At 62.5% G+C, this 12,849-nt stretch carries 4 protein-coding genes; all 4 read left to right on the plus strand.

What is annotated here, in order from left to right; genetic code table 11:
• Positions 1–78 precede the first annotated feature (78 nt).
• The 4 genes from V6N02_RS17890 to V6N02_RS17905 are packed head-to-tail and all read left to right on the plus strand — an operon-like array spanning position 79 to position 12,814.
• Positions 79–6,537 (plus strand): type I polyketide synthase, encoded by a 6,459-nt coding sequence (locus V6N02_RS17890; RefSeq protein WP_371227801.1) that lies wholly within the window; start codon positions 79–81, stop codon positions 6,535–6,537.
• Between the two features lie 3 nt (positions 6,538–6,540).
• Positions 6,541–7,560 (plus strand): glycosyltransferase family 2 protein, encoded by a 1,020-nt coding sequence (locus V6N02_RS17895; protein ID WP_371227803.1) that lies wholly within the window; start codon positions 6,541–6,543, stop codon positions 7,558–7,560.
• Complete coding sequence (locus V6N02_RS17900; protein ID WP_371227805.1) at positions 7,557–12,110, plus strand: MupA/Atu3671 family FMN-dependent luciferase-like monooxygenase; 4,554 nt, start codon at positions 7,557–7,559, stop codon at positions 12,108–12,110. Before V6N02_RS17895 ends, V6N02_RS17900 begins: the two co-directional genes overlap by 4 nt.
• On the plus strand, positions 12,107–12,814 hold the full coding sequence (locus V6N02_RS17905) for a 4'-phosphopantetheinyl transferase family protein (protein WP_371227807.1): 708 nt from the start codon (positions 12,107–12,109) through the stop codon (positions 12,812–12,814). The genes V6N02_RS17900 and V6N02_RS17905 overlap by 4 nt, the downstream gene beginning before the upstream one ends.
• Positions 12,815–12,849 lie beyond the last annotated feature (35 nt).

The following is a 12,849-nucleotide window of genomic DNA, read 5'->3' on the forward strand; positions in this document are numbered from 1 at the left end:
AGTTAAGACCTGATGTCTTCTAGGGAACTCTGCGGATTTTGGGTATGTGATCTTTGGGGGCATTTCACGGGTTAATCCATGTCGAATGCACGTAGTGAGTGGCTGAAAACGAGTGAAACGCAATCGGCATCGGATGAGCCTATTGCGATTGTTGGCATGTCTGTGGACCTTCCCGGCGCGCCGACGATCAACACCTTCTGGGAAAATCTGCGCGACGGCGTCGAGGCGATTGAAACGCTGGACGAAGAGGCCCTGCTTGCCGCAGGCGAAAGCCCGGATCGTTTGCATCACAAGAACTATGTTGCTTCTGCCGCGCGGCTGAAAGCGTTTGATGAATTTGATGCCGAGTTCTTTGGATTTTCGGCCAAAGAGGCGGCGATCCTTGACCCGCAGCACCGCAAATTCATGGAAGTCAGCTGGGGCGCGTTGGAAAATGCCGGGCATATGCCCGAGACGTTCAAGGGCCCGATTGGCGTTTATGCCGGCTGTGGCATGGGCAGCTACTTTTATTTCAACCTGTGCTCCAACCCTGATCTGCTGGATGATGTGGGGATGTTCCTGTTGCGCCATACCGGCAATGACAAGGATTTCCTTGCGACCCGCGTCAGTCATATTCTCGACCTCAAAGGCCCTAGCATCAACATTCAGACCGCCTGTTCGACCTCGCTGGTTGCGGTGCATTATGCCTGCAATGCGCTGCGCCAAGGCGATTGCGATATGGCGCTGGCCGGGGGTGTCACGATCGAGCTGCCCCATGGGCGCGGCTATCTGTTCAAGGAAAACGAAATCCTGTCGCCAGACGGGCATTGCCATGCGTTTGATCACCGCGCCGAGGGGACTGTCTTTGGCAGCGGCGCGGGCTGTGTCGCCTTGCGCCGTCTTAGTGATGCACAGGCGGATGGCGATCATATCTGGGCTGTCATTCGCGGGTCTGCCGTCAACAACGATGGTTCTGACAAGGCCAGCTATCTGGCCCCGTCGGTCGATGGTCAGGCGCAGGCGGTGGCCAAGGCCTTGGACAGTGCAGGTGTGACGGCTGACACGGTCGATTATGTCGAATGCCACGGCACCGGCACCTATCTGGGTGACCCTATTGAGGTCTCGGCGATGACCGAGGCATATCGCAAGACCACGGATCAGACGGGGTTCTGCCGCATCGGGTCGGTCAAAACCAATATCGGCCATCTCGATACTGCCGCAGGAGTTGCCAGTCTGGTCAAAGCCACCTTGGGGATGCATCACGGGCAGATGCCGCCCAGCCTGAATTACGAGGCCCCGAACCCGGCAATTGATTTTGAAACCTCGCCCTTCCGCGTCAACGACAGTTTGCGTGATTGGGATGGGCGCGGCACGCCCAGACGCGCTGGTGTGAACAGCCTTGGGGTGGGGGGCACCAACGCCCATGCGGTGATTGAAGAGGCCCCTGCGCGCCCCGCTTCGGAAGAAAGCGATTGGCCCTTTCATGTGATGTGCATTTCGGGGCGCTCCAAATCCGCGCTTGAGGTCAACACCAAGGCGCTGGCCCAGCATCTGCGCGCCAACCCGGATCAGCCTTTGGCCGATATTGCCTGGACCCTGAAACAGGGGCGGCGCGGGTTTGACAAACGCCGTGTGGTGGTGGCCGAAACCCACGCCGAGGCTGCCGATCTGCTGGAGGCGGGCGACACCCGCCGCGTCTTTACCCATGACCTGTTGGGAATGGCCCCGGAAACCGTCTTCATGTTCCCTGGCGGGGGTGCGCAATACACCCATATGGCGCGCGATCTTTACGAGGTGGAACCGGTCTTTGCCGAATGGATGGACAAGGGCCTTGATCACCTTCAGGCGCAGCTGGACTACGATATCCGTGCCCTTTGGTTGCCTGATGAGGGTGAGGAAGCCGCCGCCGAGGCTAGGCTGAAACAGCCCTCGGTGCAATTGCCGCTAATCATGATCGTGGAATATGCGCTGGCGCAATTGTGGATGTCCTGGGGCGTGAAACCTGCCGCCCTGGTGGGACATTCCATGGGCGAAAACACGGCGGCCTGTCTGGCCGGTGTGATGCGGTTCGAGGATTGCATTGACCTTGTCCTGCTGCGCGGGCGTCTGTTTGACACCGTGCCCAAGGGCGGGATGCTGAGCGTGTCCCTGCCGGTGGCGCGGCTTGAACAACTGGTTGGTGATGATCTGGACATCGCGTCGGTTAATGCGCCGGAACTCAGTGCCGTGTCGGGCCCGGATGACAAGCTGGCCGCGTTGGCCAAACATCTGGAGGCCGAAGAGGTCGACTACCAGCGCGTCGCCATCGACATCGCCGCCCATTCGCGGATGCTGGACCCGATCCTGGGCCATTTCCGCAGCTTCCTGCAGGGTCTGACACTCAAGGCGCCGACCCTGCCGGTGATCTCAAACCGCACGGGCGCGGTTCTGACGGCCGAACAGGCGACAGACCCGGACTATTGGGTGCAGCAGCTGCGCAACCGGGTGGAATTTGGGGCCTGCATCGCCACATTGGCACAAACCAAGGGGCGCGTGTTCCTTGAGGTTGGCCCCGGCAAAGCCTTGAGCGCACTGGCGCAGATGAACTCGGATTTGTCCCCAGCGCAGGTGCTGTCTTCCCTGCGCCACCCGGATCAGGACATCGCCGATGATGCCTATCATCTGGGCGTGATCGGGCGACTGTGGGCCTGCGGGGTCGAGGCGGATTGGGCGCAAATCTGGGGCGAGGCGCGGCGCAACCGCGTGCCGCTGCCCGGCTATGCGTTCCAGCGCAAACGCTATTTCATCGAGCCGGGAAAGGCCGCTGCGGTGGATTCTACCCCCGCGCTGTTGATGCGCAATGACGATATAACCCAGTGGGGATACCGTCCCACATGGCGGCCCCGATTTGCCAATAGCACCTTCGCGGCGGATCATGATCTGAACCGGACGATGCCCCAGACATGGGCATTCTTCATGGACGAGGTCGGGCTGGCCGAAGAAGTCGCAACCAAACTGGAAAGCGCGGGCCATACCGTGATCCGCATCCGCTCGGGCGATATGACCGACCAGGCCGGCGAGAACACATACACGCTTGCCCCCGAGATGGGGCGCGAGGCCTATGAAAACCTGTTCGCGATGCTGGCCGAGGCCGGGCAGAGCCCCGAGAGGATCGCCCATTTCTGGGGTGTGACACAGGGCGAAAGCTTCCGTCCGGGCAGCAATGTGCATGCCCGCAATCTGGAACATGGGGTGTTCAGCCTGATGCATATCGCGCAGGCTTTGGGCGACGAGGCCCCTGTGCATCTGAGCGTCATCACCAATGGCGCTGAACAGTTGCGGGACGAGGCACTGCCTTATCCCGAAAAGGCCATGATCGCAGGCCCTGCCGGGGTGATCCCGCGGGAATTGCCGGGCGTGACCTGCGCCACGTTGGATATCGACCTCCCGCATGTGGCCCCGCGCCGGGGATGGCGGGCACAGGCGGACGAGTCGCTGGGGCCGATGGCGCTGCGCGTTCTGGAAGACCTGCTGGCTGAACCGGGCAATGCCCGTGCCGTGCTTCGCGGGGAAAAGCGGTTTGAGCAGAGCTATGAAGTGGCGAGTCTTGAACCTGTGGAAGAGGCCCCGACCTATCGTCTGGGCGGCACCTATCTGATCACCGGTGGCTTTGGCGGGATCGGACAGGTCGTGGCCCGCGATCTGATCGAGAATTTTGAGGCCAATGTGGTTCTGCTGTCGCGCAGCCCCTTGCCGTCTGAAAGCGACTGGGCCGAGTATCTGAACACGCGCGGCCCCTCGGACTCCACGGCGCAGCGCATCCGCGCGATGCAGGCGCTGTCGCAGGGCAAGGGCGAGGTGATGGCCGCCTCTGGGGATATCTGCAACGTGGTGGATATGGCCGGGGTCAAGGACGAGATTGAGGCGCGGTTTGGCAAGCTGACCGGTTTGATCCATGCCGCCGGGGCGATCAACGACGCGCCCTTGCTGGCCAAGGAGGTGGCCGAGGCCGAAGCGGTGTTTGCCCCCAAGGTGACGGGCCTGCGGGTGCTGGACGAGGTGTATCCCGACGGTACGTTGGAATTGATGCTGCTGTTTGCCTCCTCCTCGACCGTGACGCGGCCTGCCGGGCAGATCGACTATGCGGCGGCGAATGAATACCTGAATGCCTTTGCCAAGGCGCGCAAAACCGCCCAGACCCGCGTTGTGGCGGTGAATTGGGGCGTTTGGGCGGATGTGGGCATGGCCGCCGATGCGATGGCTGCGCGCACCGGGGTTGGGCCGCAGGAAGACTGGCGTGCCGCCGATCAGCCGCTGTTGAAAGAACAGCGTAGCGAGGGCGATGTGCAGGTGTACCGTGCCACGCTGAGCGACGCCGATTGGGTGATTGACGGGCACCGCACCTCGGCCGGGGATGCGTTGTTGCCGGGCACCGGGTTTATCGAACTGGCCGCCGAGGCACGTGCCGCCGCCGGACAGAACGGAGCGTTTGAGCTGCGCGATCTGCATTTCCTGCGCGCTTTGGATGTAGCGGATGGGCAATCGCGAGCTGTCGAAGTGCATTTGCATCCCGATGGCACCCTTGAGGTGCGCAGCGCCGCCCGCGTTGATGGGCGCGAGGGCACTGTTTTGAACGCGCAGGCGCAGATTGTCCCGCTGGAGGATGCCGCGTCGCAGATCAACCTTACGGCGATAAGATCGCGTTGCGGCGACGCTCAGAAGGCTGCCGCAGGGGATCGTTTGAAAGCCCCGCAAGAAACGCATCTGCGCTTTGGCGCGCGCTGGCATGTGTTGCGCGAGACGCGTTTGGGCGATGGCGAGGGGCTGGCGCATCTGTCGTTGTCCGAGGCCTGCCTGCGCGATCTGAGCGACGGGTATCTGATGCATCCCGGCCTGCTGGACCCGGCCACGGGATGGGCGATGCGCCTGATCCCCGGCTATGAGGGCGCGCATCTTTGGGTGCCTCTGTCTTACCAGTCCTTCCGCATCTTGCGTCCGCTGCCCGGTGCGGTGACAAGCTGGGTGCGTCTGGCCGAACATGGCGCGGGGCATGCCAGTTTTGACATCACGCTGGCGGATGATGCGGGCGAAGTTTGCGCCGAGATCACTGGTTTCCAGATGCAGCGCCTTGAGGGGCAGGTAACCTTTGGCAAAGCCGCGCCGTTGACCGCGGCGGATGTGGATTTTGACGATGCGGATGCGGCGGCCGCGCTGTCGCCTGAAGAAGAGCGGCTGTTTCACAATATCACCCAAGGCATTCCGGCAGATAAGGGCCCCGAGGCGCTGCGCCGGGCCTTGGCGCTGAACCTGCCGCAGGTGGTGATTTCCTCGCTTGATTTGGATGGGTTGGTTGCGCAGGCCGAGGCCGCCACGCCGCGCGATGAGGGCGATGGCCAAAGCTTTGAACGCCCTGATCTGGATGGCGACTACCTTGCGCCAACCACCCCGACCGAAGAGAAATTGGCCGCGTTCTGGGAGAAACTTCTGGGGGTCAGCCCGGTGGGGATTGATGACAGTTTCTTTGACCTTGGGGGTCATTCCCTGATCGCGGTGCGCCTGTTTGCGATGATCAAGAAAGAGTTCAACACGCAGTTCCCGATTTCGGTGCTGTTTGACGCGCCGACCATTGCCGGATGTGCCGCGTTGATTGATGAGCGCACCGGGGGTGCCGGGTCGTCAGAAATGTCGGAGACGGACGGAAAAGAGAACCGGAAACAAGGCTTTACCCATCTTGTGGCGCTGGGCCGCGGGGATGGAAAACGCGTGCCCTTGTTCATTGTGGCGGGCATGTTCGGCAATGTGTTGAACCTGCGCCATCTGGCCCAACGCCTTGGCCCGGATCAGCCGGTTTATGGGCTGCAGGCGCGCGGCTTGATTGGCGACGATGAACCCCATGACACGATCGAGGCCGCGGCCAGGGATTATCTGGCTGAAATCCGTCAGGTTCAGTCCGAAGGGCCTTACCTGCTGAGTGGGTTTTCCGGCGGCGGGATCACCGCGTTCGAGATCGCGCGGCAGATCGAGGCCGAGGGCGGGCAGGTGAACTTGTTGGCGATGTTGGACACGCCATTGCCGGTGCGCCCCTCACTGAGCCGTCGTGATAAGGTGTTGATCAAGCTGTCTGAACTGCGCCGCAAGGGGTCAGGATATCTGCGGGAATGGGCGCTGAACCGGCTGCAATGGGAGCTGGAAAAACGCAACGTGCAGGGGGACAGCGGCCAGGGGTTCAACAATCACAAGATCGAAATGGCCTTCCGTGGCGCGGTTGAGGCCTATGAGGTGACCCCGTGGGACGGTCGGATTCTGTTATTCCGTCCGCCGCTGGACCGGCATTGGAAAGTGTCGGGGGACAATTGGGTCAGCGCCGAGCGCGAATATGTATTTGAGGACAACCAGTGGACGCAATTCGTGCCCAAAACGCAGGTGATCGAGGTCACAGGCGATCATGACAGCATGGTGCTGGACCCCAATGTCGCGGTTCTGGCGCGCCATCTTTCGGATGAAATCGCGGCCCTCGCCAAGGCGGGCAAAGCAGCGCCGAACCCTGACAAAGACAGCTCGATCAGCGCGGCGGAGTAGAGTATGAGCACGCCGAGCATCCTGACCATCATCCTGAACTTCCGCACCCCCGACCTGACCATCAAGGCGGCCGAGGCGGCGTTGCGCGAAATGCGCGCGCTGGGGGGCGAGGTTCTGATTGTCGACAATGGCTCGGGCGATGGATCGTTTGAGGCGATCTGTGCGCAGGTCACGGCCAGGGGATGGAATAAGGACGGCGATCTTCGTGTGGTCGAAAGCCCGCAGAATGGCGGTTTTGGCGCGGGCAATAATTTCGGCATGGCGCAGGGGCTGGCCTCGGGTGCGCGCCCCGATCTCTATTACTTGCTGAATTCTGATGCCTGGCCGGATGAGGGGGCCGTGGGCAAGCTGCTTGAGGTGATGCAGGCGCATCCATGTGCCGGGATGGCAGGCTCGCATATTCGTGGCGAGGATGGCGGGGATCACTGCACTGTGTTCCGCTTCCCGTCGATCGCTGGTGAATTTGAAGGGGCGGCGCGCCTTGGCGTGATCACCCGGATGCTGCGCAACTCGGTCGTGCCGATGGAGATTCCGGCGCAGACGACACAGGTGGATTGGACCGCCGGGGCGTCCTTGCTGATCCGCCGCGCGATGCTGGACGAGGTTGGCGGTTTTGATGAGACCTTCTTCCTTTATTACGAGGAAACCGAGCTGTGCCACCGCGCCGCACGCGCCGGGTGGCAGACCTATTATGTGCCGGGCAGCCGGGTTGTGCATGTCGGATCCGCCTCGACCGGTCTGAAAGAGTGGGCGCGCACGCCGCGCTACTGGTTTGACTCGCGGATGTATTATTTCGCTAAGTTGCATGGGCGCGCCTATGCGGTTTTCGCGACGCTGGCGCGGATCATGGGTGGGCTGATCTGGCGCTTGCGCAGGGTTGTGTCGCACCGGCCTTTGGGCGATCCACCTGGATTCCTGCGCGATCTGACGGCCCATGCCATCGGGGCTGCCTTTCACCGACCGAACACCAAAGCACCCCGTCCCGTGCCGCCGAGGCACCCCATCACGGAGGAAAGCAAATGACCTCGGTTTCAACTGTACTGATCGGTGATGAATCCCTTCTGATCGGCTGCGGTGAGCAGCTGTTGGAGCAAGGGCACAGCATCCGCGCCGTGGTGTCGGAGGATGATGCGATCCGCGAGTGGGCCGAGGCGAAGGGTGTTGCTACGACCCATAACATCCCTGCGCTTGGCGACATGGTGCAACCCGGTGGGTTTGACTGGCTGTTGAGCATCGCCAATTTGCGGATGATCCCCGACGCCGTGCTGGGATTGGCGGCCAAGGGCGCGGTCAATTTCCATGATGGGCCATTGCCGCACTATGCGGGGTTGAACACCCCCGCCTGGGCGATCTGGAACGGGGAAGAGGCGCATGGCATCACCTGGCATCTGATGGATGGCGGTGTTGATGAGGGTGATATTCTGGAACAGCGCCTGTTCCCGATTGCCGAAGAAGAGACGGCGTTTTCGCTGAACTCGAAATGCTATGCTGCGGCGGTGGACAGTTTCCCGGCGCTGTTGGCGCAGCTGTCTTCGGGCGCATTACAGCGCAGCCCGCAGGATTTGAGCCAGCGCAGCTATTTTGCCCGCGATGACCGCCCCGAAAAGGCCGGGGTGTTGGAGATGAGCCGCCCGGCGAATGAACTGGCCCGGCAGGTGCGCGCCATGGATTTCGGGGGCTATCGCAATCCGCTGGTCACACCCAAGATTATCGTGAAGGGTCAGTGGCTTGCCGTTGCTAAAGCCGAAGTCGAAGACGCCATTAGCCCCGCAGCGCCGGGCACCATTCTGGACGTGGCGCGCGATGCGCTACGCGTGGCCACCGGAGCGGGTGTTGTGCATCTGTCGGGCCTGACGGGCCTTGGTGGGCAGGCGGTGACAGTGTCGTCTTTGACCGAGCCCGGGGCGGTTCTGGACCCCGCGCCTGAGGGGGGTGAGGCCAACGGAGCCAAGGGGGAACCGCGCTGGACCAAGGCGTTGCGCGCGATGCAGCCTGCGGCGCTGCCACTGGCCAGAACGGGTGCAAAAACAAGCGCGTGGGAGCGGCGTGAGATCACCCGCCGGGCCGAGGATTTGGCGGCATTGGCGACAGCAGTCTTGTCGGTCGCGCGCCTGTCCACGGGCGAGGCGTTGAGCGCGATTGCCTATGCGGACAAGGTCGAGACATCGGGTGTCTTGTCGGGTTGGGTGCCTCTGACCGTCGAAACGGATACGCCCATCAGCGCCGCGCGCGCGTCGCTGGCCAAGGATATAACCGCCTGCGCCGAGCATGGCACATTCCCCGCCGATCTGCCTCTGCGCGATCCGGCGATTGCGGTGTCGTCCATCCCGGATTTCGGCGTGAGCGGCTCGGGCGATCCGTTGGAGGGCACGGTGCTGAGCCTTGCGCTGGAGCCAGATGGCACCGTCGTGCTGCATCTGGACAGCAATCGTCTTTCACCTGCGGCCACCGATCTGATGGTGGCCCGGTTTGAGCAGGCGTTGCACGATGTGGCCGATGATACACCGTTGTCACAGCTGGCCAGTTTGCCCGACGTCGAGGCGACACAGTTGGCAAAGACGTGGAACCAGACCGAGGCCGACATCACCGGGCCGCAAACCATCCATGGCGCCTTCGAGGCGCAGGTGGCGCGCACCCCCGATGCCACGGTGCTGATCTTTGAAAACAAAAGCCTGACCTACGCCCAGTTGAATGCCCGTGCCAATGGGCTTGCCACCACCTTGCAGGCCAAGGGCGTCAAGCCCGGCAGCCATGTGGCCCTGTGTGTGGCACGTGGCCCGCAATTGCTGATTGGGGCGCTTGCGATCCTCAAGGCGGGCGGGGCCTATGTGCCGCTGGACCCGGCCTATCCGGCGGAACGGCTGGCGCATTATGTCAAGGACAGTCAGGCCAGCGTGATTGTGACGGAAACGGCCCTGCAGGACAGCCTGCCCGAACATACAGCGGCCGTTGTTCTGGCGGATCAGGTGGGAGAGGCCGAGGGCAATGTCGATGGCGGTGCCAGCCCCGATGATTTGGCCTATCTGATCTATACATCCGGCAGCACCGGCACCCCCAAGGGGGTTATGGTGGAACACCGCAACGTCGCCAATTTCTTTACCGGTATGGACGATGTGGTGGATCACAAGGAGGGCGGCGTCTGGATGGCGGTGACCAGCCTGGCCTTTGATATTTCGGTGCTGGAGCTGTTTTACACGCTGGCGCGGGGCTTCAAACTGGTTCTGGTCAGTGATGAGGGGCGCGCGACCGTGTCAAACGGGCCGATCACCGGGTCGGACAAGCGCGCCGATTTCAGCCTTTATTACTGGAGTAATGATTGCGATGCGGGCCGGGGCAAATACCAGCTGTTGCTGGAAGGTGCGAAATTCGCCGATGCCAACGGGTTTGACGCGCTTTGGACGCCCGAGCGGCATTTCCATGCCTTTGGGGGGCCTTATCCGAACCCGGCAGTGACCGGCGCGGCGGTGGCGGCAATCACGACGAACCTGTCTGTGCGCGCCGGGTCATGCGTTGCGCCACTGCACCATCCGGCGCGGATTGCCGAGGAATGGGCGGTGATCGACAACCTGACCAACGGGCGCACCGGGTTGGCCATGGCGTCGGGCTGGCACCCGGATGATTTTGTGCTGCGTCCCGAAAATGCGCCGCCCAACAACAATGATGCGATGTTTGCCACGCTGGATCAGGTGCGCCGCTTGTGGCGCGGTGAAGAGGTTGCGTTCCCCGGCAAGGACGGGGCCATGGTGCCGGTGGTGACACAGCCCCGCCCGGTCAGCCCCGAACTGGCCGTTTGGGTGACCATTGCGGGCAACCCGGCGACATGGAAACGCGCGGGCGAGATTGGCGCGAATGTGCTGACCCATCTTCTGGGCCAGACCATCGAGGAAGTGGGCGAGAAGATCACGATCTATCACCAGGCCCTGCGCGACAACGGCCATGATCCGGCAGATCACACCGTAACGGTCATGCTGCACACGTTGATTGGCGAAGACCGCGACACGGTGATGGAGATCGCCAAGGGGCCGTTGAAAGACTATCTGCGCTCTGCCGCCGGGTTGATCAAACAATATGCCTGGGCCTTTCCGGCGTTCAAACGCCCCGAGGGCGTCAGCAATCCGTTCGAGTTGGACCTGGGATCGCTTGAGGGTGACGAAATGGAGGCCATCCTTGATTTCGCGTTTGAGCGGTATTTCTTTGATGCCGGTCTCTTTGGTACGGTCGAGGATGGAATTGCCCGGGTCGAGCAGCTGAAACAGCTAGGCGTGGGCGAAATTGCCTGTCTGATCGACTATGGCATTCCCAATGCCGAGGTGTTGGACGGGCTGACGTATCTCAACGATGTGCGCGAACGCTCCAACAGCGGGGCGGCGTTGCAGGATGGGGATTACTCCATTGCAGCCCAGATCATCCGCCACCGTGTGACCCATATGCAGGCAACGCCTTCTATGGCGCGGATGCTGACCATGAATGACGAGGCGCGCATGGCGCTAGGCAGCGTCAAACACCTCTATCTGGGGGGCGAGGCCTTGCCCGGCAGTCTGGTGGGCGAATTGCGTGGCTGCACCCGGGCCAAGATCACCAATATGTATGGTCCGACCGAGACGACGATTTGGTCAACCACCGACGTGGTGAATGGCGATGGCAAAGGCCGTGCGGCGATGGCCATTGGCGCGCCGATTGCCAACACCTCGGTGCATGTGGTGGGCGAAGATGGCGCGCCCGTGCCGGTGGGTGTGGCCGGTGAATTGCTGATTGGCGGGGCAGGTGTGACGCGCGGCTATTGGCAGCGCGATGACCTGACGGCGGATCGCTTTGTCAGTGATCCGGCGCTGGGGCAGGGGCGGTTTTATCGCACCGGTGATCTGGTGCGCTGGTCCGCCGAGGGAGCGTTGGAGTTCCTGGGGCGCACGGATCATCAGGTGAAAATCCGCGGTCAACGCATCGAGCTGGGCGAGATCGAGGCGCGGATTGCCGAGTATCCTGCCGTGCACGAATGCGTGGTGATCGCCCGGGACGGCAAGGCCGGCGACGCCGAACTGGCCGCCTATCTGATTGCCGATGGCGAGGTGAATACCGAGGCGTTGCGCGCCACGCTGGGCTGGCATCTGCCCGATGTGATGGTGCCGCGCCATATCATGACGTTGGATCGTTTCCCCCTGACCCCCAACAAGAAAATCGACCGCAAGGCGCTGCCTGAACCGCAATCGGTAACCCGACGCGCGGCCCCCGCGGCAGTGCCCACGGGCGGTGCGGCGGCGGATGTGGCGCGCATCTGGTCGCGAATCCTTGGGGTCGGGGATGTGCGCGCGACCGACAGCTTCTTCGATTTGGGCGGGCATTCCCTGCTGGCCGTGCAGGCGCATCGTGAAATCCGGGCCGAGCTGGACGTGCCGCAACTGTCGATTACAGATATCTTCCGCTTCCCCACGCTGGAAGGGCTGGCCGGACATCTCGACAAGCTAAGAGGCACGCAAGCCGCGCCGGAACAGAGATCAGAGGATGACCCCGAACGCAGTGAAACCATGTCGCGCCGTCGCGCCATGCGGGCAGCACGGGGGCGTAGAACCGGATGAACGACGTCGCTGCCATATTTGCACCTGACACGGTCGTAGAGCTCGCCTCGGGTCTGTTGCCTGACGCCGTCGAGGTTGCCGTCGCCTATCCATGGGAGGCCCCGGACGGGCTTTGGCCGGAAGAGACGGCATCGCTGAGTAACCCGGTTGATAAACGCCTGCGCGAGTTCGCCGCCGGACGCCGCGCGGCCCGTCAGGCGATGAGCCAACTGGACCTGCCTGCCGCTGCGATCCCTCATGGATCTGATCGCGCCCCGGTCTGGCCTCGGGGGGTAGTCGGCAGCCTCAGTCACACCGATACGATCTGCGTGGCGGTGGTGGCCCATAGTGGGCAGTTTTCCGCGCTGGGGTTGGACATTGAGGAAGACGCCGACCTGCCGCGTGATCTGTGGCCCGAGGTGCTGACTCCGATTGAAACTGCTTGGCTGTCGGTGCAGCCCGAAAAGATGCGCGGCCGTCTGGCGCGGCTGATCTTCAGCGCCAAGGAATGCGCTTACAAGCTGCAGTATCCTATCACCGGCAAGCTGCTGGGTTTTGGGGCTTTTGATATCACGCTGGATGTGGAAACCGGACAGATAGAGGCCACGCTGACCGATGACGTTGCTCCTTTCGTGGCGCGTACACAATTTGCCGGGCGGTTCGCCTTTGGCGCCGGTCTGGTGCTGACAGCCATGGCTTTGCCGCGTAGCATGCGCCCTGCCTGATCCTCGTTTGTTGCCTGCACAAAGATGAGCTGACC

It is taken from the genome of Roseovarius conchicola (assembly GCF_041403425.1).
Lineage (GTDB): Bacteria > Pseudomonadota > Alphaproteobacteria > Rhodobacterales > Rhodobacteraceae > Roseovarius > Roseovarius conchicola.

Bases quoted from the DNA above. Each gene is read 5' to 3' on its own strand.
- V6N02_RS17890 (WP_371227801.1), top strand. From the start codon at position 79: ATGTCGAATGCACGTAGTGAGTGGCTGAAAACGAGTGAAACGCAATCG.
- V6N02_RS17895 (WP_371227803.1), top strand. From the start codon at position 6,541: ATGAGCACGCCGAGCATCCTGACCATCATCCTGAACTTCCGCACCCCC.
- V6N02_RS17905 (WP_371227807.1), top strand. From the start codon at position 12,107: ATGAACGACGTCGCTGCCATATTTGCACCTGACACGGTCGTAGAGCTC.
- V6N02_RS17900 (WP_371227805.1), top strand. From the start codon at position 7,557: ATGACCTCGGTTTCAACTGTACTGATCGGTGATGAATCCCTTCTGATC.